This window comes from Halobaculum saliterrae (genome assembly GCF_009831625.1).
In the GTDB taxonomy this organism is placed as follows: Archaea; Halobacteriota; Halobacteria; order Halobacteriales; family Haloferacaceae; genus Halobaculum; species Halobaculum saliterrae.
Genome location: NZ_WUUS01000007.1, coordinates 24,585 through 45,497, shown reverse-complemented (window position 1 = coordinate 45,497; position 20,913 = coordinate 24,585). Strand labels below are relative to the sequence as shown.

The 20,913-nt window shown below is 72.1% G+C and carries 23 protein-coding genes; 9 read left to right on the top strand and 14 right to left on the bottom strand.

Annotated elements, in window-relative coordinates; genetic code table 11:
• Nucleotides 1-56: 56 nt before the first annotated feature.
• Both nthA and GRX01_RS11660 read left to right on the top strand, forming a co-directional pair.
• Nucleotides 57-1,223 carry a nitrile hydratase subunit alpha gene (gene nthA / locus GRX01_RS11665; RefSeq protein ID WP_159667470.1) on the top strand — a complete coding sequence of 389 codons (1,167 nt, stop codon included), beginning with the start codon at nt 57-59 and terminating at the stop codon, nt 1,221-1,223.
• A 73-nt stretch (nt 1,224-1,296) separates the two neighbouring features.
• On the top strand, nt 1,297-3,351 hold the full coding sequence (locus tag GRX01_RS11660; protein ID WP_159667467.1) for a DEAD/DEAH box helicase: 2,055 nt from the start codon (nt 1,297-1,299) through the stop codon (nt 3,349-3,351).
• 23 nt (nt 3,352-3,374) lie between these two features.
• Here GRX01_RS11660 and GRX01_RS11655 read toward each other — a convergent pair whose 3' ends face one another.
• Together GRX01_RS11655 and GRX01_RS11650 are read right to left on the bottom strand one after the other, a co-directional pair.
• On the bottom strand, nt 3,375-4,715 hold the full coding sequence (locus GRX01_RS11655; RefSeq protein ID WP_159667464.1) for an oxidoreductase: 1,341 nt from the start codon (nt 4,713-4,715) through the stop codon (nt 3,375-3,377).
• A gap of 60 nt (nt 4,716-4,775) precedes the next feature.
• Nucleotides 4,776-5,402 carry a beta-class carbonic anhydrase gene (locus GRX01_RS11650; RefSeq protein ID WP_159667461.1) on the bottom strand — a complete coding sequence of 209 codons (627 nt, stop codon included), beginning with the start codon at nt 5,400-5,402 and terminating at the stop codon, nt 4,776-4,778.
• A 232-nt stretch (nt 5,403-5,634) separates the two neighbouring features.
• On the opposite strand from GRX01_RS11650, the gene GRX01_RS11645 reads away from it, so the two are divergent.
• Entirely contained in the window at nt 5,635-6,663 is a 1,029-nt protein-coding gene (locus tag GRX01_RS11645; protein WP_321168086.1) for a succinylglutamate desuccinylase/aspartoacylase family protein, read from the top strand.
• Between the two features lie 74 nt (nt 6,664-6,737).
• Here GRX01_RS11645 and GRX01_RS11640 read toward each other — a convergent pair whose 3' ends face one another.
• Nucleotides 6,738-6,947: a hypothetical protein gene (locus tag GRX01_RS11640; RefSeq protein WP_321168059.1), complete on the bottom strand. Its 210-nt coding sequence runs from the start codon at nt 6,945-6,947 to the stop codon at nt 6,738-6,740.
• Between the two features lie 273 nt (nt 6,948-7,220).
• Here GRX01_RS11640 and GRX01_RS11635 point away from each other — a divergent pair, with 273 nt between their 5' ends.
• Nucleotides 7,221-7,457, top strand: coding sequence for a hypothetical protein (locus GRX01_RS11635; protein ID WP_159667458.1), 237 nt, complete (start codon nt 7,221-7,223; stop codon nt 7,455-7,457).
• A gap of 58 nt (nt 7,458-7,515) precedes the next feature.
• Here GRX01_RS11635 and GRX01_RS11630 read toward each other — a convergent pair whose 3' ends face one another.
• Together GRX01_RS11630 and GRX01_RS11625 are read right to left on the bottom strand one after the other, a co-directional pair.
• Nucleotides 7,516-8,016 (bottom strand): macro domain-containing protein, encoded by a 501-nt coding sequence (locus GRX01_RS11630; protein ID WP_159667455.1) that lies wholly within the window; start codon nt 8,014-8,016, stop codon nt 7,516-7,518.
• A gap of 92 nt (nt 8,017-8,108) precedes the next feature.
• Entirely contained in the window at nt 8,109-10,247 is a 2,139-nt protein-coding gene (locus GRX01_RS11625) for a S9 family peptidase (RefSeq protein WP_159667453.1), read from the bottom strand.
• A gap of 140 nt (nt 10,248-10,387) precedes the next feature.
• On the opposite strand from GRX01_RS11625, the gene GRX01_RS11620 reads away from it, so the two are divergent.
• Nucleotides 10,388-11,287, top strand: coding sequence for an inositol monophosphatase family protein (locus GRX01_RS11620; protein WP_159667450.1), 900 nt, complete (start codon nt 10,388-10,390; stop codon nt 11,285-11,287).
• A gap of 55 nt (nt 11,288-11,342) precedes the next feature.
• Here the strand turns inward: GRX01_RS11620 and GRX01_RS11615 are convergent, their stop codons facing one another.
• On the bottom strand, nt 11,343-12,260 hold the full coding sequence (locus tag GRX01_RS11615) for a DUF4349 domain-containing protein (protein WP_159667447.1): 918 nt from the start codon (nt 12,258-12,260) through the stop codon (nt 11,343-11,345).
• Between the two features lie 21 nt (nt 12,261-12,281).
• On the opposite strand from GRX01_RS11615, the gene GRX01_RS11610 reads away from it, so the two are divergent.
• From GRX01_RS11610 to GRX01_RS11600, 3 genes are all read left to right on the top strand, one after another.
• On the top strand, nt 12,282-13,103 hold the full coding sequence (locus GRX01_RS11610) for a YqjF family protein (RefSeq protein ID WP_394351381.1): 822 nt from the start codon (nt 12,282-12,284) through the stop codon (nt 13,101-13,103).
• Between the two features lie 53 nt (nt 13,104-13,156).
• Complete coding sequence (locus tag GRX01_RS11605) at nt 13,157-13,672, top strand: hypothetical protein (RefSeq protein WP_159667441.1); 516 nt, start codon at nt 13,157-13,159, stop codon at nt 13,670-13,672.
• Between the two features lie 66 nt (nt 13,673-13,738).
• The gene (locus GRX01_RS11600) at nt 13,739-14,185 is read left to right on the top strand and encodes a universal stress protein (RefSeq protein ID WP_159667438.1); all 447 of its coding nucleotides are present in this window, start codon (nt 13,739-13,741) and stop codon (nt 14,183-14,185) included.
• Between the two features lie 45 nt (nt 14,186-14,230).
• On the opposite strand, the gene GRX01_RS11595 is transcribed toward GRX01_RS11600, so the two are convergent.
• The 5 genes from GRX01_RS11595 to GRX01_RS11575 all read right to left on the bottom strand — a co-directional run bounded on the left by GRX01_RS11595 (nt 14,231) and on the right by GRX01_RS11575 (nt 17,501).
• Nucleotides 14,231-14,593 (bottom strand): VOC family protein, encoded by a 363-nt coding sequence (locus GRX01_RS11595; protein WP_159667435.1) that lies wholly within the window; start codon nt 14,591-14,593, stop codon nt 14,231-14,233.
• A 41-nt stretch (nt 14,594-14,634) separates the two neighbouring features.
• Entirely contained in the window at nt 14,635-15,279 is a 645-nt protein-coding gene (locus GRX01_RS11590) for a bifunctional 4-hydroxy-2-oxoglutarate aldolase/2-dehydro-3-deoxy-phosphogluconate aldolase (RefSeq protein ID WP_159667432.1), read from the bottom strand.
• A 69-nt stretch (nt 15,280-15,348) separates the two neighbouring features.
• The gene (locus tag GRX01_RS11585; protein ID WP_321168058.1) at nt 15,349-16,128 is read right to left on the bottom strand and encodes an ABC transporter permease; all 780 of its coding nucleotides are present in this window, start codon (nt 16,126-16,128) and stop codon (nt 15,349-15,351) included.
• Entirely contained in the window at nt 16,125-17,120 is a 996-nt protein-coding gene (locus tag GRX01_RS11580; RefSeq protein WP_159667428.1) for an ABC transporter ATP-binding protein, read from the bottom strand. Before GRX01_RS11580 ends, GRX01_RS11585 begins: the two co-directional genes overlap by 4 nt.
• 120 nt (nt 17,121-17,240) lie before the next feature.
• On the bottom strand, nt 17,241-17,501 hold the full coding sequence (locus GRX01_RS11575) for a hypothetical protein (RefSeq protein WP_159667425.1): 261 nt from the start codon (nt 17,499-17,501) through the stop codon (nt 17,241-17,243).
• 126 nt (nt 17,502-17,627) lie between these two features.
• On the opposite strand from GRX01_RS11575, the gene GRX01_RS11570 reads away from it, so the two are divergent.
• Entirely contained in the window at nt 17,628-18,356 is a 729-nt protein-coding gene (locus GRX01_RS11570; protein WP_159667422.1) for a class I SAM-dependent methyltransferase, read from the top strand.
• Between the two features lie 86 nt (nt 18,357-18,442).
• Here GRX01_RS11570 and GRX01_RS11565 read toward each other — a convergent pair whose 3' ends face one another.
• From GRX01_RS11565 to cyoE, 3 genes are all read right to left on the bottom strand, one after another.
• The gene (locus GRX01_RS11565; protein WP_159667419.1) at nt 18,443-18,685 is read right to left on the bottom strand and encodes a SelT/SelW/SelH family protein; all 243 of its coding nucleotides are present in this window, start codon (nt 18,683-18,685) and stop codon (nt 18,443-18,445) included.
• Between the two features lie 102 nt (nt 18,686-18,787).
• Nucleotides 18,788-19,465: a DUF7546 family protein gene (locus GRX01_RS11560; RefSeq protein ID WP_159667416.1), complete on the bottom strand. Its 678-nt coding sequence runs from the start codon at nt 19,463-19,465 to the stop codon at nt 18,788-18,790.
• 25 nt (nt 19,466-19,490) lie between these two features.
• A complete protein-coding gene (gene cyoE, locus GRX01_RS11555) occupies nt 19,491-20,885 on the bottom strand; it encodes a heme o synthase (protein WP_159667980.1) in 1,395 nt (464 codons plus the stop codon).
• Nucleotides 20,886-20,913: the final 28 nt, after the last annotated feature.

Below are 20,913 nucleotides of genomic sequence, written 5' to 3'. Positions count from 1 at the left end.
CGACCTCGACGGGATCGGGGCGAACGCCTAAGCCCCCACACGCGTCACCACATCCCATGACCGACGACCACGGCGCTCGCGACGACGATGACCCGCCGTCTCACCCCGATCCGGAGCTTCGCGACGGGATCGATCCGCAGTCTAGGGCACGCGCGCTCCAGTCGCTGCTGACGGAGAAAGGGATCTTGAGCACCGACGCCGTCGACGAGGTGATCGCGACCTACGAGGGCGACGTGGGGCCGATGAACGGCGCCCGGGTCGTGGCGCGGGCGTGGACCGACCCCGAGTACCGCGAGTGGCTGCTGGCGGACGGCATCGAGGCCGTCGCCGACCTCGACATCTCCGTGAACGACGAGGTGATGGAGCTTCGAGTGGTCGAGAACTCCGAGGACACCCACAACGTCGTCGTCTGCACGCTCTGCTCGTGTTACCCGTGGGCCGTGCTCGGCCTGCCGCCGACGTGGTACAAGTCGCCGGCGTACCGCTCGCGCGTCGTGGACGAGCCGCGCGCGCTGCTGCGCGAGGAGTTCGACACCGACCTCGCGGACGACGTGGACGTGGAGGTGTGGGACTCCAACTCCGAGGTGCGCTACATGGTGCTCCCGCAGCGACCCGAGGGCACCGAGGACATGAGCGAGGCGGAGCTGGCCGAGCTCGTCTCGCGCAACGCGATGATCGGCGTCGAGCGCCTCGGCGACGGCGGCGCCATCGCCTCCGACGGCGGCGCGCGGGCGGCACGGGGCGGCGGCGACACGGGAGGTGAAGCGGGCGCGAGGACGGACCCGACAACCGACTTCGACACCGCGGACAAGCCGGTTCCACGTGTGGACGACGACGGCCCGACGTTCGCGGAGCCGTGGATGGCGCGGTCGTTCGCGCTCGCGGTCGCGCTCACAGACGAGGACGAGTCGGGCCGCGCGTGGGACGACTTCCAGGCCGAACTCGTCGCGGAACTGGAGGCGGATCCCGGCGCCGAGGACGGGAGCGACGCCGACTACTACGGCGCGTGGCTGGCGGCGCTGGAGCGCTTCCTGACCGAGCGCGACCTCGTCGACGGGGCGGACTTCTCCGCCCGCGCGACCGCCTTCGCCGACGGCGACCGCAACGCCCACGAGTTCGTCGAGGGCGACCCGCACGCCCACGCCGACCAGTTGCCCGAGGATCACGCGGAGGGCGCACACCACCACGGCCACGACGACCACGACCACGGCCACCACCACTGATCGTCAGAGCCGCGGGGCGAATGGGTCGGCGTACGGAGATTTATACCCGAGAGGGACCCAGGAACGCCATCGAATGCACGTCGCAGACCTCCCGCTGGCTCCCGAGTACGTCGACCACTTCGAGGGAGCGGGGATCGAGGAGCTGTACCCGCCCCAGGTCGCAGCGGTGGAGGCGGGCGTCTGCGACGGCGACAACGTCGTCGCCGCGGTGCCGACGGCCTCGGGCAAGACGTTCGTCGCGGAGCTTGCGCTCCTGACGGCCGGCGGACCGGGGCTGTACGTCTGCCCGCTGCGCGCGCTCGCCCGCGAGAAGTACGAGGAGTTCGACGCGCTCCCGGGCGTCGACGCCGGCATCTCCACGGGCGACTACGACTCGGCCGCAAGCGATCTGGCCGAAAACGACGTGATCGTCGCGACCAGCGAGAAGGTCGACTCCGCCATCCGCAACGGCGCCGAGTGGGTCGACGACCTCGCATGCGTCGTCGTCGACGAGGTCCACCTGCTCGGCTCGCCCGGCCGCGGCCCGACGCTCGAGGTGACGCTCGCGACCCTCCGCCGGCGGACGCCGGACGTGCAGGTCGTCGCGCTGTCGGCCACGATCGACAACCCCGAGGACATCGCGGCGTGGCTGGACGCCGAGCTGGTGGAGTCGACGTGGCGACCGGTCGACCTCCGGACGGGCGTGTGCGCCGACGGCGAGGTACGGTTCGACGACGGCACCGACCTGTCGGTCCCCGTCGACGCCGGCGACCCGGCGACCGACGCCGACACCGAGGCGACGGTCGACCTCGTCCGCGGCGCCATCGAGGACGGCGGACAGGCGCTGGCGTTCGTCAGCTCACGGCGGGAGGCCGAGGCGCTGGCCGACCGGCTGACCGAGGAACGGCTCGCGGCGGTCGCGGCCGGGAGGGACCGGGGTGGCGACGGCGACCCCGACGCCCCGGTCGCCGATCCCGAACGCGCCGCCGCCGAGGTCGCCGAGGAACTCCGGGGAGCGGGCACCACGGGCACCGGCGAGCGCCTCGCCGAGTCGGCCGCGTGGGGCGTCGCGTTCCACCACGCCGGCCTCTCGTCGGACCACCGCGCGCTCGTCGAGCGGGCGTTCCGCGAGCGCCGGCTGGCGGTTATCTGTGCGACTCCGACCCTCGCCGCCGGCGTCAATGTCCCTGCCCGGCGGGTGGTCGTACGTGACCAGCGGCGCTACACCGGCGAGGGAACCGAGTGGCTCCCCGTGCTGGAGGTGCACCAGATGTGCGGGCGGGCCGGCCGGCCGCACCTCGACCCGTACGGCGAGGCGGTGCTCGTCGCCGACGACGCCGACGGCCGGGAGGAGCTGTGGAACCGCTACGTCACCGCCGACCCCGAACGAGTGGAGTCGAAGCTCCGCGATCCCGCCGCGCTCCGCACGCACACCCTCGCGCTCGTCGCCACCGGCCTCGCCGGCTCGCAGGTCGCGGTGCTCGACGCGCTCTCCGGCACCTTCTACGCCTCCCGGACCGCGAACCCCGACCTCGGCGGCGCCGTCGGCGACGCCATCGCGAGCCTCATCGACGACGGGATGCTGGCGGCGGCGGAGGCGGCGGAGGCGGGGAGCGGGACGGCGAAGGGGAGCGCCGGCGGCGACGGAGGCACCGGAGACGCCGGCAGCGGCATCGAGGCGACCGACCTCGGCGCGCAGGTGTCTCGGCAGTACCTCACCCCCGAGACGGGCGTCCGGATCGTGGAGGGGCTGGAGGCGGTCGCGGGGATGACCGACGAGGACGTGACCGAGCTGACGGCGTTCGAGATCGTCTGTGACACCCCGGACATGGTCGACACCTACCTCGGCAACGCCGAGCGCGCGGAGATCTATCAGTTCGCTCGCGACCGTTCGGCGGAGCTCACGACCGGAATGGCCGAGGCCACCGACTTCGAGGCGTGGTTGGAGTCGGTGAAGACCGCGCGGATCCTGACGGAGTGGGTCGACGGCGCGAGCGTCGAGGAACTGGTCGAGGCGTACCGGATCGGCCCCGGCGACCTGGAGTCGCGGATCGAGCGCGCCGAGTGGTTGCTGGGGGCGGCCGACGCGCTCGCGGACGTGGTCGGCGTGAACATGCCGGCGTTCGCGTCCGCGCGGGCGAAGCTGTGAGGGACTGATCCGAGCGAGTCCGGTCAGTCCCGGTCGTCGCGCTCGTAGGCGCCCGCCCGACGGAGTTCGCCGGCGCGACGCAGGACCATCGGCGTCCGGCAGACGCCCGGCTCGCCGGTCGCCTGCGGGACGACGCAGTTGTTGCAGTCCTCGCAGACTGCCGCGACACCGTCCGCCGCCGCACCCTCGCGGAGCAGACGGGCCGGAAGCTCCGGCTCGGCGTAGAACGGACGGGCCATCCCCACGGCGTCGGCGGCGTCGCCGAGCAGACCGTCGATCGTCCCTCCATCTCTGATCCCGCCCTCACAGAGGACGGGCACGTCGACGCGCTCGCGCACCCTGCGACAGAGGTCGGCGTTCCACGCCGGCTCGCGGGAGTAGACGAGCGACTCGACCCAGTTCGCGGCGGCGACGAGCGCCGCCCGCGGGCGCGATCCGAACGCGTCGACGTACCCCTCCCGGAAGCGCTCGTCGCGCCACGACCGGCCGGGGAACGCCCCTCGGATCACGCTCATGTCCCAGAACGCCGAGCCGTTCACGGGGGCGAATGCGTCGTAGCCGGCGTCGGCGAGCCGCTCGCAGAGACGGACGCAGTCCTCCGCCGATAGGGTCGGCCCGATCCCCGGCGGCGCCTCCGTCTCGGCGGGGACCTTCGTCAGCACGGGCACGTCGCCGGCGCGGTCGCGGATCTCCGCCAGGACAGCCTCGAAGAAGCGCGCGGTGTCGCCGAACTCGTCGTCGCGGCGGTTGTAGAACGGGGAGGCGAACTGGTGGAGGATACCCATGTTCGCGCCCGCGAGGTGGATCAGGTCGTAGCCGGCGTCGACGGCGGCGGCCGCCGAGCGACCGAAGTCCGCGGCCAACTCGCGGCACTCGGCGGTCGTGAGGACGTGCGAGTCGTAGTCGAGGAATCCGAGACGGTCGAGGAGACGAAGCGGTCGGGGCGGACGGGAGACGGCCAGTTGGCGAAGGTCCGGGTTGCGCTCGCGGAACCCGTGGTGCCACGTCTCCATCGAGCGAAGGCCGCCGTGTTCGAGCTGGATCGCGATTCGACCGTCGTGTTCGTGGATCGCGTCCGTGAGGCGTTCGAGGTCGGCGACGAACTCGGGATCGTGGACGCGGGTCATTCCCGGCGCGGCACAACCTCCCTCGCCGCGGACGATCGTGGCCCCCTGACAGACGAGGCCAGCGCCGGCGGCGCCCGCCGGCTCCAGTTCGTCGATCAGCGTGTCGACCGCCTCGGGTCCGTTTCCCGCGTGTTCGAGCAGCGGCGCGCGGTAGAGCCGGTTCGGGAGCGTGACGCCTCCGATCTCCAGCGGGTCGGTGAGGACCGGCACGGACGTTGACTGGCGCTCCGGGAGCATGAACGCTCGGCCGGCGGATACCGCCGTCCCGGAACGAACGGCGGCGGCAGTGCCGTCGCCTCAGACGCGCCGCTCGCTGATCTCCTCGGCGACGCGCTCGCCCGGGCGGCGGAGCTCGCCGGACTCGACCTCGTACACGTAGCCCGAGACGGTCACGTCCTCGGGGATCAGCTCGTGGTTCTCCAGGAACTCGACCTGTGCGGCGCAGGCCTCGTCGATGTCGTCGGTCATCCGCACCCACTCCTCGACGCTCGCGTCGCCGATGTCGAGCTCGGGAAGCGCGGGGTCCAGATCGACCTCGTCGAGGTCGACGCCCGCGGCCTCGGCCTGCGCTTCGAGGCCCGCGGCGACGTCGTCGTCGCTCGCGGACATCATCCCGCAGTCGGTGTGGTTCACGACGACGATCTCGTCGGTTTCGAAGAAGTTGGTCGTGAGCGCGGCCGACCGGATCACGTCGTCGGTCACCTTCCCTCCGGCGTTGCGGTAGATCTGCGCGTCGCCCAGTTCGAGGCCGAGCGCGTCCTCGACGGGAATGCGCTCGTCCATGCAGGCGACGACCAGGAGGTTCTCGTCGGTGGGGATCCCCTTGCGCCGCCGTCGCGCCCAGTCGTCCCGGGCGTCGACGGACTCGTCGACGCGCTCGTGAACGTGGCTGTGCTCGTGGTCGTGATCGTCGGTGTCGGACATCGATCAGAGACAGGGACCGGACCGAGGGGTCGGTTTCGGCAACCGAGAGTCCCTCCGCCGATCCGATCACGTCACAATTCTTGCCGGTTCCTCCGGGAGGTTCATCCTGTCGCCGCCCCAGCGACGCGGTGTGAGCGACCCCGACGGCGACCACACGGACGCGAACGGACGGGTGAGCGATAGCGGAAACGGCGGCGGAACCGATAGCGGAAACGGCGACGAGGGGGGCGGAATCGACGGGCCGGAGCCGTTCCGGTACGAGGCGGACATTGACCCCGGCGAGGTGCGCCACTTCCGCCACGAGGTGGGCGAGACGTACCTCGGCGACCCCGTCGAGGTGCCCGTCACCGTGATCAACGGCGAGCACGACGGGCCGACCGTCCTCCTGACGGCGGCGATCCACGGCGACGAGCTCAACGGCGTGAAGGTGCTTCAGGAGGTCGCCGCCGGCTACGATCCCGCCGAGATTCACGGCACGCTCGTCTGTATCCACGTGTGCAACGTCCCCGGCTACCTCGCCCAGCAACGCTATCTGCCGATCTACGACCAAGACCTCAACCGCTCGTTCCCGGGCAAGCCGCGCTCGAACACGGCCGAGCGCATGGCGAACGCCATTTACGAGACGTTCGTCCGGCAGTGCGATCTGGCCCTCGATTTCCACACGTCGACGCGCGGGCGAACGACCATGTACCACGTCCGCGCGGACATGACGAACCCCGCGGTGGCGCGGCTGGCGCGGGCGTTCGGCAGCAACGTCGTCCTCTCGGGGGAGGCCGACGACGGGAGCCTCCGGAGCGTCGCCACGAACGCCGGGACGCCGACGATCACGATCGAGATGGGACGTGCCCATCGCTTCCAGCCCGAACTGATCGAGCGCGGCCTGGACGGCGTCGAGAGCGTCCTCGCGGAGTACGACGTGTTGCCGGGGAAGCCGGTGATCTATCCCGGCTGGCGGCGCGTCGTCGACGCCGCGCGGGACAAGACGTGGCTCCGCGCCGACACCGGCGGGCTCGTCGAGATGGAGTACGACGCGCCGCTGGTGTACGAGGACGACGCGATCTGCACGATCACGGACCACTTCAAGACGCGCGAGCGGACCGTTCGCGCGCCGTTCACCGGCGTGATCGTCGGGGCGCTTCAGAACCCCGTGGCCGCGCCGGGACACCCGCTGTGTCACCTCGTGAGCGTGGACGAGGGGACCGCCGCGGAGATCCAGCGGGAGGTCGACAGCGGGGAGTTCTCCGAACGCCCGTGGGCCTAGCGGCACCCTGTACGCCGCGTCTCTCACGGGAGTTCCGAATGAGCGGCCGTGGGCATAGCGGCGCTCGGTTCGCCTCACTCGCCGGCGTCGACCTGCTCGTGCGTGTGGTGGTAGAACTCCACCAGCGGCGCCCCGTCGTCGCCGGCGACGGGGTCGAAGCACACCCGCCGATAGCGTTCGTTGTCGAGGAGGTTCACCGCGAGGCCGGCGTCGTGGACCGAGATCGAGTCGTACGCGGCGTCGCAGACCGGACACGTCGCCGGCGGGTCGGCGGGAACGTGCACGCCCGACCGTCGGACTCGACGGACAAAGCGGTGGCGCCGGCGGGTGACCGGACTGGGCCGACGGACGAAGCCGTGTGAGTGTGTCACGTTCTCGGACCACGCTTTTCGTGTCCGGGAACGGACGTGTTGTCGTGTTGATTCCAGTGTTCGAACCACGCCACGCGCGATAGACCGTCCGTCCCTCCGGCGTCGTTTCGGCGATCCCGGCGTGATGGCGGGCGGTCCCGCGCCCGTACGCGCACCGTTCACCGACCGCCTTCCACCCACGCCACAATGTACACGCCACACGCACGCACGCAATCGCCCCACGAACGACGACGGCGCGACCCCTCGCTCGCGGTCGCGCTCGCGCTCGCCCTGCTCCCGCTGGTCGCGCTCGCGGCCCTCCACCGCCCGACCCTCGCGCTCGGCGTCCTCGCCGGTGCCCTCGGTCCTCGGCTGCTGCGCGCGGTCGGTCGCCGCCTCCGCACGCACGCCGCCGCCCTGCTCGCGGTCCGACGGCCGGCGTAGCCCGGCAGTCGGACGACCCAGCCCCAACCGCCTCCCGACGGCCGGCGTCGCCGGCGGATCACGCCGACTTCGCCGCCGCTCGAACCGTCTCGAACTCCTCCTCGGAGTAGGCGATGAACCGCACGTCCCGCAGCGACTCGGGCTCGAACGCCCGGATCTCCTCGGCGATGATCCCGGCTCCCTCGCGGAGGGCGAACCCCGCGACGCCGCACCCGAGCGCGGGGATCACGATCGACTCGCAGCCCCGCTCGTCGGCGGCCGAGAGGGCGTTCCGGGCCGCGTCGCGGACGCTCGCCTCGGTGGCCTGTCCGTCGCCGTAGTGAGGCATCGCGGCCGCGTGGATCACGTACTCGGCGTCGAGGTCGTACGCGTCGGTGACGGCGACCGCGCCGAGTTCGACCGGGCCCTTCGACATCGCCTCCTCGTTCAGGCCGACCCCCGCGGCCCGGCGGAGCGCCCCGGCGACGCCGCTCCCCATCTTCAGGCTCGTGCCGGCGGCGTTCACCAACGCGTCGGCCGACTGGCCGGCGATGTCGCCCCGGATCACCTCGAACTCCATGGTCGAGAGATCCGCGTCGACCCTCAAATCGTTTGTCCGGCCGCGGAGAGGGTCCCACCCCGCGACAGCGGTCCGATATCCCGATAACGGCGCTACTCCCCGTCCTCGCGCCCGTGCGGGTCGTCGGAATCGGGGTCGTCGACGGCGGGGTCGTGTCGCGCGTACCACGCGGTCAGCTCCTCCAGCCGGTGGATCGCACGGTCGGGCGTGCCGATGTTGTGGTGCTCGTCCTCGTAGAGCACGAGGCGCGCCTCGACGCCCTGCTTCCTCGCGGCGACGTACAGCTGCTCGCTCTGGCTCGGGGGACATCGCCAGTCCTCCTGCCCGGCGGTGACGAGCAGCGGCGTCTCGATGTTCCCCGCGTCGGTGATCGACGACGAGGCGTCGATCCCCTCGGGGTTCTCCCACGGGAGCCCGTACTCGTTCTCCATCCAGATGTGGGAGTCGTCGGTCCCGTACGCCGACCGGAGGTCGTAGATGCCGTGTTCGGGCGCGGCGGCGGTGAAGAGGTCCGGCTCCTGCGTGACGAGGAACCCCTGTGCGATGCCGCCGTAGGAGAAGCCGTAGCCGAACACGCGGTCGTCGTCGACCCAGCCGCGCTCGACCACGTCGGCGACGCCGTTGGCGATGTCGGTCACCTCGTGGGTTCCCCACTGCCCCTTCAGCGCCTCGGCGAACTCCCGGCCGTAGGAGGAGCCGCCGCGGTAGTTCGGCCGGAGGACGACGTAGCCGCGACTCGTCAGGGCGGCGTGGTCGAAGCTGAACACCGGCTCGTCGTAGCTGATCGGGCCGCCGTGGATCGCGACGACGAGCGGGTGGTCGCCGTCGGAGAGGTCCACGTCGGGGTCGTGATACACGATCCCCGAGATCGTCTCGCCGTCGCTCTCCCACTCGATTCGCCTCGATTCGGGCATCGAGTACTCCTCGGTGAGGTCGGCGTTGACCTCGGAGAGCCGCGTCAGCGACTCGGCTTCGGCCTCCTCGTCGGCGTCGAGGTCCGCCGAATCGACGCCGTACACGTCCTGTCCGTCGCTCGGGTGCGAGAGGACGACGCCCGCGCGCCCGCCGTCGGCCGAGAGGTCGAACCCGGCCATCGCGCGGTCGGTCCCCTGCGCCTCGAAGACGCGCTCGGCGGCGTGACCGTCGGCGTCGTCGCCGACGGTTCCGGTCTCGCCCGCGTCGACCCGCATCAGCCGAGTCCTCGCCTCGTCGGCGAACCGACAGTACAGCGTCCCCCCGTCGTCCCAGACGGGCGCGCCGCCGCGGGCGACCGTGCGGTCCAGGTCGGCCGTCAGCGACGCGTACTCGCCGTCCTCGTACAGGTACACCTGCGTCGGGATGCACCAGTTCACGGGGTCGCCGCCGAGGAAGGCGAGGCGGTCGCCGTCGGGCGACCAGACCGGCGTGTTCGCCGAGAGGTCGCCGTCGGTGAGCCTCCGCAGGCCCGTGCCGTCGGGCGCGATCGTGAACACGTCGCGAACGAGCGTGTCGTCCGGGTTCTCCTCCCGGCAGGAGGTGAACGCGATGCGATCGTTCGCGCCCCAGTCCGGCTGGAGCCCCGAGAGGTCCTGATAGGCGCCGCCGCCGTGGGCGTCGTCGAGGCGCTCGGCCTCGCCGCCGTCGGCGTCGACGACGTGGAGGTACGTCCGGACGGTGTCGGTGTAGCCGACGCCGTCGAGCTTGTGCTGGAGGCGCTCGGTCTCGACCGGTTCGCCCTCCTTCCGGCCGTCGAGGTACGCCCGTTCGGCCTCGGTGGGGTCGCGCGCGGCGACGACGAGGCGCTCCCCGTCGGGACTCCAGTCGAACTCCTTCGCGCCCTCCTCGAAGTCGGTGATCTGGGTCGCGTCGCCCCCGAGCGCGAGATCGAACGCCCACACCTGCTGTGTCGGCTCGTCGTCGCCGTTCCCGCCGTCGGCGGCCGATCCTTCCTCGTCGTCATCGTCTCCGTCGTCGCGGCCGACGCGACGTTCGGCGTCGTCGTCGCGGGCGGCGATGAAGGCGAGTCGATCCCCGTCGGGCGACCACGCCGGCGCGGAGGCGCCCGAGACGCGCGTGAGGCGGTGCGGATCCCGGCTCCCGTCCGCGGGCGCGACGAACAGCGACCCGACGGGCTCGTCAGCGTCGGGGTCGTACCCGGTGGCGGTGAACGCGACCCGGTCGCCCGTCGGCGAGACCGCGACCTCGCCGACCTGCGTCAGGTCGTAGAAGGCGTCCAACGGTAGTTCCGTCATGGGACGTGGTGCCGGTGGCCGTCGGAAATAGGTTCGTCATCCGGTCGTCGCGGCCGCATCCGTCGTTGCGATCGGTCGCGCTCCGTGGCCGTGTCCTCGGGACCGGGGAGTTGAAACCGACGAGCGGTCCACACCCGGCAATGACCGACGAGGACGACGGCCTCGAACGCGGGCGCCACGAGGACGTCGCGGCCGACCACAGCGCCGCGGACGCCGAGGACGTCGCGGACCGCTGGGACGCCGCCGGGGTTCCGACGCCCGAGGCGCTCGCGGAGACGGCCGAGGCGGCGGTTCGCGCGGCCGGCGACTACCTCGCCGAGCGGTTCCGCGACGGCGGCACCGTCGGCGAGTACCACACGGACGACGTGAAGGCCGAGGCCGACGAGGCGGCCGAGGGGCTGATATTCGAGGAGATCCGCGAGGACTTTCCGGGCCACACGCTCCACGGCGAGGAGTCCGGGCGCTCGGGCGACGGGCGCGTCGAGTGGATCGTCGACCCGCTCGACGGGACGAACAACTACGCGATCGACTATCCCTCGATCGCGACGGCCGTCGCGGCGCAGGTCGACGGCGAGACGCTCGTCGCCGCGATCCACGAGCCGCTGGTGGACGACTGCTACGTCGCCGTCCGCGGCGAGGGCGCGACGGTGAACGGAGAACCGCTGTCGGTGACGCCTCGCGACCGGCCGCTCGATCGCTCGACGGTCTCGCTCGTCGTCGGGCTGCCGGCCGTCCGCGACGACGAGCTCCGTGCGGAGGCGGACGCCGTCCGCCGCGCGCTCTCGGGGCGGTGCAAGCGAGTGCTGGAGACGTGGTCGCCGTGCGTCGACTGGGGGCTGCTCGCGCGCGGGAGCCTCGCAGGCGTCGTCTGCGCGTATCCCGACCCGTTCGAACAGGAGGCCGGCGAACTGCTCGCGAGCGAGGCGGGAGCGGTCTCCGTCTCGGGGGAGGGCTACTACGCCGGCGCCGTCGACGAGGCGACGCTCGCGGCGCTCGTGGAGACGCTCCCCGAGCAGGTCCGGGAGTCGGTCAGCGGGTGAGGTCGCGAGAGGGCTGGTTCCGTGTCGCCGCCGGCGTGCTCACTGAATCACCGCGTCACTCCCCGAACCGACGGCGTGCGCGCCGGTACCCCAACGCGACTCCGACCGCCGGAACCGCGAGCACGAACAGGTACGGGAGCGCGTAGGCCGCGAGGACTACCGCGCCGCGCCCGAGCACGATCACGCCCTGAACGGAGTCGAGGAACGCCTCGGTCAGCGGCGTCTCGTACCACGCGCTCCGCTCGGGCGGCTCGTAGTCGGGGCGGGGCTCGCGAAGTTCGACGGTGATCGTCGAGTAGGCGACGCGGCGTTCGAGGCTCTGGAGCCGCGCCTCGGTGCGTTCGATCTCCGTTTGCACGTCCGAGAGCTCTCGCTGGACCGCGAGCACGTCCTCGGTGTCGTTGGCTCGATCGTACAGCTCCCGGAGGCGGTCCCGTTCGGCGCGGAGGCTCTCCAGGCGAGCCTCCAGGTCGACGATCTGCGAGGTCACGTCCCGCGTCGACTGCTCGACCGATCGGACCTCGCCGGTCCCGTTGATCGCCTCCATCGCGTCCGAGTAGTCGTCCGAGGGCACGCGGAGGACGAGTCGACCGGTCGTCCACGTCTCGTTGCCCTCGCCGCGGACCTCCGTCCGCGAGCTGCCGACGTAGCCGCCGCGATCGCGGACCATCTCGGTGAGGTCCGCGCTGGCGGCCTCGTAGTCGTCGACGCGAAGCTCCACGGTCGCCTCGTAGATCAGTTGCCGGTCGGTCGCCTGCGCGTTCATGTCCGCACCGGCGCCCCCGTCTCCGGATCCGCCGCCTCCGGACCCGGAGTCGGCCGACTCGGGTGCGGCCGTCGCCTCGGCGTCGGCCTCCACGCCCGTCGCCGCGCCGTCCCCACCGCCGGCGTCGGAACCGCCGCCGGCGCCCGCACAGCCGGCGAGCACCACGAGGAGGACACAACAGACCGTCGCGAGTGAACCACGTCGCATGCGACACCGTACCGAGGCGGGGTGCCTAACCGTTCGGTACGCTCAAAGGGCCGTTTGACCCTTCCGTATGCGCCTCCTACGGATCGTATGCAGCGACGCCTGCTGTCGATGCGGTGGCGCGACGCCCTGTTCGCCCACTGGCGCGTCGACCCCGCGACGGTGGAGGCCCGCCTCCCGGATCCCCTCTCGGTGGCGACACACGAGGGCGACGCCTACCTCGGGGTCGTCCCGTTCGAGATGACGGACATCCGGCCGCGCGGGGCGCCGTTCGGGCTGTCGTTCCCGGAGCTGAACCTCCGGACGTACGTCACCGACGGCGACACGAAGGGGGTGTACTTCTTCAATCTCGACGCGGCCGACACGATCAGTGTCGGCGTTGCTCGGGCGCTGTTCCGACTTCCGTACTACCGCGCCGCGATGGACGTGACCCGCGACGGCGACCGCGTGACGGTCACCAGCCGCCGGACCCACCGCGGCGCCCCGGAGGCCGACTTCGACGCGACGTACGGGCCCGCCGGCGAGACGCGAACGCCCGAACCGGGGGGTCTCGAGGCGTTCCTCGTGGAGAACTACCGGTTCTACACCGAGGGTCGCGGCCGGGTGTACTACGGCGACATCGCACACGAGCCGTGGCCGCTGGCCGACGCCGACGCGGAGATCCGGACGAACACGCTGTTCGAGGCGAACGGCTTCGAGCCGCCGGCCGGCGAGCCGATCTGCCACTACTCGCCGGGCATGGAGGTGACCGCCGACCGGATCCGGCGGCTCGATACGAACGCGACCGGCACACCCGAGGCCGACGGCCCCGGCGTCGAGATCCCGGTCGAGGCCGCCGAGGACTGACGGGGCGATATCGACACAAGGCACTTGACGGCCGGCCCGGGTGTTCCGGACGCATGTGTCCCCGCAGTCGAGCCCTCATCGCGGCGGTAACCGTCGCCCTCCTCGTGACGAGCGGCTGTCTCGCGGCGCCCGGCACCCCCACGACCGGCGACGGATCGCCGGCGGCGACGTCCGCTGACGGCACGACCGCGACGGCCGCGTCGACGCCGCTCCCCGGGAAGTCGATCGACTGGCCCGACGGGCCGAAGGACCCCCCGGAGCGCCCGTCGGCGCTGAACGAGTCCTCGGTCGGGTCGTTCGCCCGGACGTACGAGTACCGCTTCGTGTACAACAGCCTCTGGTACGACGAGACCAGCGAGGTGTCCGCCGAGTGCGAACTCGACGCCGTCGAGCGTCGCGGCGACGCCTGGCGGGCGGTCGTCACCTGCACCGCCTACTCGAACACCGGCGGCGAGTCGACCGCCGACGGCACCGCCACCTCGACGGTCGTCCACGCCGACTGGTTCACGCAGACGTACGTCTACTGGATCGACGAGGAGTCGGTCCACCGGGACCGCGCCGAGGAGTGAGTCGTCGCTTCCGGCGGGGCTGGAACGGTCGCGGCGGGTTAGCCCGCGGCCGCCGTAGCGACTGGTATGCCCGAACACGTGCTGGTGCCCTACAATGGCTCGCCGCTTTCGGTCGAGGCGCTGCGGTACGCCTGTGACGAGTTCGCCGGCGGCCGGATCACCGTCCTCTACGTCGTCGACGAACACACCGACGACACGGCCTCGACCGGGTGGGGTGACCACCCCGGACAGTGGGAGGACTGGCTCACAGAGCGTCGAGCGCATGCGGCAGACCTGTTCGCCGACGCCGAGGCCGTCGCCGAGGAGTACGGGGCGTCCGTCGACACCGCCGTCGCCGTCGGCCGCGTCTCGGAGATGACCCTCACGGTCGCCGAGGAGTACGGGGTCGACCTGATCGTCGTCGGCGCGAACAGTCAGTCCCGGTTCGCCGAGTTCCTCATCGGCGACGTCGCCCGAGCGCTGGTCCGGCGCTCGCCGATCCCGGTCACGACCGTCCGCGCACCCGACGGATGAACGCCCGAGCCGCGCCCTGGACGGCGCGCGGACGGGACGGTGTGGTCACTCCGGCAGGTCGTGGAGGAACGTCTGGAACTCGGCGGTCCGGCCGTCCGGGTCCGTCGCGAAGAACTGGTAGATCTCGTAGCGCTCGTTCACGTGCGGCTCCTCGCGGGCGGCGTCGCCGACGCGGTCGTGCATCCGGTCGACGCCCGCGCGGTCCGGGTAGACGAACGTGAGGATACCCTCGGTCTCGGTGTCGCCCTCGTCGGCGTCACAGAGACCGAACCGGAAGTCGCCGCGTTCGAGTATCGTACAGCCCGGCTGTTCGAGCCACACCGCGCAGTCGACGACCTCGCGATACCAGTCGACGACGCGCTCGCGGTTCGCGGTGCGGAAGAAGACGAGTCCGGCGGGGCGGGACATACGCGACCCGACAGCCGGCGGCGACGAATAGCCTTCGGCCCTTACTCCCGGGCCGCCTCGATGACCTCGCGGAACGCCTCGGCGCGCTCGGTGATGGCGTCGAAGTCCCCCGCCTCGACGAGGTCGCGGTCGACCAGCGCCGAACCCGCGCCGACGCAGACGGCGCCGGCCTCGATGTAGTCGCCGGCGTTATCGGGGGAGACGCCGCCTGTGGGCATGATCTCCAGGTGACCGAGCGGGCCCTTCAGCGCGGCGACGTGGTCCGGGCCGACGGTCTTCGCCGGGAACACCTTTACCACCTCGGCGCCGGCCTCGTACGCCTCGACGGCCTCCGTCGGGGTCATCACGCCCGGCGCGCACAGCACGCCGTAGCGGTTGCACGTCTCCACGACGCCCTCATCGAAGGACGGGGAGACGACGAACTCCGCACCGGCGGCGATGGCAGCGCGTGCCGTCTCGCTGTCGAGGACGGTGCCGGCGCCGACGAGCGCGTCGTCGCCCAGTTCCTCGGAGAGGGTGGCGATCATGTCGGTCGCGCCCGCGGTGTCGGCCGTGACCTCCAGCGCCGTCACGCCGCCGGCGACGAGCGCCTCGGCGGTGTCGACGACGGTCTCGGGCTCGGCGCCGCGAAGCACCGCGACGACGCCCGAATCGCGCATCGTCGCGAACGCATCGGTGGTACTCATACGCGAGTGAACCTCGCCGCGGAGAATAAAGCCGACGGATGACCGGTCCGTCGCCGACCGCCGGACGCCTCACTCCCCGCGCGGCACCGCCGCCGCGCCGACGGCGAAGCACACGACCGAGAGCACCGCGAGGATCGCGAGGTTCCCGACCGCACCGACGCCCGCCAGCCCGGCCCCGTCGGGCGCCGCGAACGTCACCGCGCGGACGCCGCGCGAGAAGTACGTCAGCGGCGAGAGGTTCACCGCGGGGAGGAACCAGTCGGGCAGGAGGTCCGGCGAGACGAACGTGTCGGAGAGGAACAGCAGCGGCAGCGCCACCGAGTTCGAGGCGGCGATGACGCCGTCCTGCGAGTCCGACACGCGGCCGAGCACGGCCCCGATACCGCAGAACAGCACGACCGCGAGCGCGACGAACGGGACCAACAGGAGCAGGTCGCCCGACACCGGGATGTCCGCGCCGGTGACGAGCGTCACGAGTCCGAACACGAGCAGCGAGGCGACTCCGATGACGCCGACGTTGACGAGCGTGTGTGCCAGCAGCCACTCCGCCCGCGTCAGCGGCGTCGTCGCCAGCTTCTCGAAGCGGTGGCCGTCGCGGTGCCGGGCGATCTCCGAGCCGATCCGCGACAGCGGCGTGAACAGCACGACCGTCGCGAGATAGCCGGGGAGGTAGTACGCGTCCGGGCGGGCGAACAGCCCGCCGCCGCCCGGCTGGGTCCGCACGAGGACGCCGAAGATGAGCACGAGCAGCAGCGGGAAGAAGAACGTGAATATCACCGCCGTCCGGCGTCGGAGGAACGACCGCGCCGCGGCCGCCGTCTCCGCACGGATCCGCCCGGCACGGCTCACCGCTCCACCTCCGCGGCCGGGGCCGAGTCGCTGTCGCCGGCGACGCCGTCCGCGGCGGCCCCGACCGCGCTGGCGCCGGGCGTGAACGTTCCCTCGAACGTCTCGCCGGTCAGTCGGAGGTACACGTCCTCCAGCGTCGGCTCGGTCCACGTGAGTGACTCGTAGCCGACGCTCGCGTCGGCGAGCGCGGTCACGGCGTCACCCAACTCGGCGGGCGTCACGTCGCCGAGCACGAGCTCGTCGGTGCCGACCTCGACGGCGAAGCCGGCGTCCCGGAGCGGGTCGGCGCCCGCCTCGACGTCGGGACCGGCGACGACGAAGCGGGCGGGCCCGCCGTGCTCGGCCACCAACTCCGCGGGCGTTCCGACGGCGACGAGTTCCCCGTCGCGCAACAGCCCGACGCGGTCGGCGAGCCGCTCGACCTCCTCCATCGAGTGGCTCGTCAGGAACACGGTCACCCCGCTGTCGGCGAGCGAGTCGAGCAGTCCCCACAGCGCGCGCCGCCCGGCGGGGTCGATGCCGGTCGTCGGCTCGTCGAGGAACAGCACGTCGGGGTCGTTCACGAGCGCGGTCGCGACGCACACGCGGCGCTTCTGACCGCCCGAGAGGTTCTCGTACCACGTATCGGCGTCGTCCGCCAGCCCCACGTCCGCGAGCACGTCGTCGACCGGGAGCGACTCGTCGTAGAGACCCCCGTAGTACGCGACGAGTTCGCGGGCGGTCAGGCGCTCGGGCGGCCCGAACTCCTGCGGGAGCAGTCCGATCCGGGACCGGTCCGAGTCGCCCGCGGCGTCCCCGAACAGTTCGAGCGTCCCCTCGGCGTCAGCCGTCCCCGTGAGCGCGCGCACGAGCGTCGTCTTCCCGGCGCCGTTCGGGCCGATCAGGCCGAACACCTCCCCCTCGTGTACGTCGAGCGAGACGCCGTCGAGCGCGACCGTCCCGTCGTAGGACTTGCGCGCGTCGACGGCGCGGACGACCGTCGCGTCGTTCATGGAGTCGAGTCGGGACCTCGCGGAAGTAAGGGTGCCGAAGGCGGCGTCCGGGGCGGGGCCGGGCCGCCGCGGCGACAGCGCCGGCGCGATGGGTCCGTCGGATGGCTGTTGATCGGGCGCTCACCACTCGACCGCCCGCGTCGCGAACAACGAGACCCCGACGGCCCACCGGACGACCGCGGCGACGACGAGCGCGGCGGCGGCCGTCGCGGGGTCGACGCCCGCACCGACGAGCCAGCCGTGACACGCGTCCAGCATCCCGACCGGCGAGAGCGTCGCCCCGAGCGCGAGGAAGCCGCCGATCTCGCCCGTGAGCGCGTCCCTGACGGCGTCACTCGGCGTCGACGCCGAGCCCCACGGCTCGATCGGTCCCCCCGCCATGCCCGGTCGTCGCGAGCTCATGGGTCATAATTCCACCGGGGCACGTATCGAACCGATCACGTCGGCGGGTGTGATCGACTCCCGATGCGCCCGAACTCCTTTGTCATCCCGGCCGGACGCCAGCCCATGGACGACGAGCCCTCCGTCGGGGCTGCCGAGGGGTCCGCCGCCGAGTCGGACGATCCCGCCCCGACCGCGGACGACGACACCGCACCCGATGTCGATCCACACACTCAGCGCGCGGCGGTTCGCGACGGGTACGACGGGATGGCGGAGGACTATCGGCGCGAGCGCGACGAACCCGAGGCGCCGCTCGTCGAGTCGTTCCTCGCCGACCTCTCGGCTGGTGACCGACTCCTCGACGCCGGATGCGGACAGGGGACTCCGGTGTTGAACCGCGTCGCGGGGGACGTCGACTCGATCGGCGTCGACCTGTCGACATCGATGCTGAACCTCGCGGACGACCGGACCGACACGGCGCTGGTCCGGGGCGACCTGACGCGGCTCCCGGTCGCGTCGAACGCCGTCGACGCCGTCACCGCCCTCCACTCGGTGATCCACGTTCCGGTGTCCGAGCATCCGACGGTCTTCCAGGAGTTCGCCCGCGTGGTCCGCCCGGGCGGTCGGCTCTATCTCACGGCCGCCGCCGACGAGGACGGGTGGTCGGGCGCGAACGAGGACTGGCTCGGCGCGGGCGAGCTGATGGCGTGGTCGTTCCCCGGGCTCGACCGCACCCGCGAGCAGCTCCGCGAGGCCGGGTTCCGGGTGACCGACGAGCGCGTGCTCGACGACACCGTCGCGGACGACGACGCCGGCGCGTGGACGCACCTGTTCGCGCGGCTCGCGGGAGAGTGAGCCGCCAGACGGCGCTGGAGCGATCCGTCAGACGACACAAGATCGAGTGAGCGCCGCGGCGGTCGCCGCCGGTGGGTTCCCGGTCCTCAGGCGGCCGCGCCGACGTGGCCGCCGACGGATTCGACGATGGCGTCCACGTCGAACTCGTCGGACTCCTTGTCGAACACGACCTCGCCGTCAGCGCGGACCTCGAACACCCCGCCGTCGCCGGTGACCAGCGAGACGGACTCGACCTCCATTCCGAACTCCTCGAGGATCGCCGCCTGGACGTCCTGTGCACGCTCCAACATCCCGCACGGCACGCAGTACTCTATCTCGACTTGTGGCATGTACGACCCGTCTACGGGCGCCGACAGGGTAAGTCCGACGCCGACGGCTGCCGCCCCCCCGCCCGTTCCTCACGTCGACGGATCGGCGACCCCCCACGACCGCTACCGGACCGAATCGAGTCCGGGCCGCCACCACAGCAGCGCGACGGTGACGACGAACACGAGCGTCGACGGGCCGTAACCGATCCCGGTCACCGCCGCCGCGACGACCGCGCCGCCGCCGAGGAGCGACGCCACGGCGCCGGCGAGGATCGGCAGCGAGCACGACAGACACGAGAACAGCCCGAGCGCGCCGGCGACGCCCGCGCCGGCCGCATCGACAACCGCTCCGTACAGGAGGTACGCGAGTGCGGCGTAGCCGAGCACCTTCGCCGGCATGAGTATCGCGGCGGCGACGCCGGCGTTGACGACGAGCGCCGGTCCCCATCCGGGTGGAAGCAACGCTATCTCCACGCCCGGCGTCGTCCGCGGCGGCGCGACGCCGACGACGCCGCCGAAGACGGCCAACAGGAGGGCGTACCCGACGGCGACGGCGAGCGCACGGCGACGCGTCCGAGCGTCGGCCGTGGGCGGCCGGTAGCGCGCGAACACGACGAGCGCGAGGTTGACCCAGATCAGTCCGTACAGTGTGAACAACGGCGAGGTGAGGCTGGCGGTCGTGAGCGAGAAGTACGCGAGGACGGCCGCGAGCTCGACGTTGACCACCAGCGCCGCGACCAGCAGGGTCCGACGGGTGACGAGGCGATCGATGTCGGTCGTCAGTGGCGCGTTCGTGCTCATGGGCGGTCGAGGGGTGGCGGCGCGGTCACAGCGCGAGCGCGTCGACGACGACCGCCAGCAGGACGACACCGAGGTAGGCGTTCGACGCGTGGAACGCCCGGAACGCCGCGGGCTCGTCGCGCTCGTAGTGGAGGCGAACGATCGCCCACAGGAACACGCCGCCGCCGACGACCCCAGCCAGCGCGTACAGCCAGTCCAGCCGGCCGAGACCGACCATCCCCGCGGCGACCGCCGAGGTCGCGCCGAAGTACCAGACGATGTGACGCCGCGTCGTCGTCTCGCCGCGCACGACGGGCATCATCGGGAAGCCGCCGCGCTCGTAGTCGTCCTTGTACGCGAGCGCGAGGTTGTAGAAGTGCGCGGGCGTCCACAGGAAGATGAGCGCCGCCAGCGCGAGCCCCCCGAGGCCGATCTCGCCGGTGACGGCCGCCCAGCCGATGAGCGCGGGGAGCGCGCCGGCGGCGCCGCCGATGACGGTGTTCTGGACCGTGTTCGGCTTCAGGACCAGGGTGTACACGACCGAGTAGAACACGATCGCGACGAACCCGAGGACGGCCGCGAGCGGGTTCACCCACGCGAACAGGCCGACGGAGACGACGGTGAGCAGGAGTCCGAACGCGGTCGCGTTGCGCACCGACACCAGATCGACGGCCAGCGGCCGGTCGCTCGTGCGCTGCATCCGCCGGTCGATGTCGCGCTCGAACACGTGGTTGAACGTGCCCGACGCCCCGATGGAGAGGGCGCCACCCGCGAGCGTCGCCGCGACGACCGGCGCCGAGAGCCCGGGGCCGCCGGCCAGCGCCATCGCGGCGCTGGCGACGAGACACAGCAGCCACATCAGCCGCGGCTTCATCAGCCGGAAGTACGCCGCGGCCGTGAGCCGCCCCCGGTGAACCGGGTCCGCACGCCAGGAGGGGATCGACGGGCGGTCCTCGGAGGCGACGGGCTCGGCCGCCGGCTCCGGACCGTCGGGACCGATCGCGGGCTCGTCGTCCGGATCGCCGGTTCGAGCCTCCAGTTCCCACGCGAGCGCGGCGAGCAGCCCGAAGAACACCGCCAGCCCGCCCGCGAGGTGGACCGTCGACATCGTCACCGGAACGCCCGCGACGACCGCGAGCGTCTCTCGGCCGCCGGTCGCGACGTACGCTCCCAGTAGCGACTGGGCGGGGTACAGGAGGAACGAGCTCGCGAGCGCTCCCGCGACCCGACGACTCGGGCGAGCACGCCAGGCCGCGACGCCGGTCGCGAGGACGAGGAGGCCGACGGCGACCGCCACCGCCCGGTGCCCGAGCGCGATCCAGCCGGCCTCCGTCGTCGGAGGCGCGAATCCGTCACCGCAGGCGGGCCACGCCGTACAGGCCGTGGCGGCGTCGGTGACGGCCGTGGTCGCACCCACCACGAGCAGCAGGTACACCCCCATCGAGCTGGCCGCGAGCAGTGACGGGAAC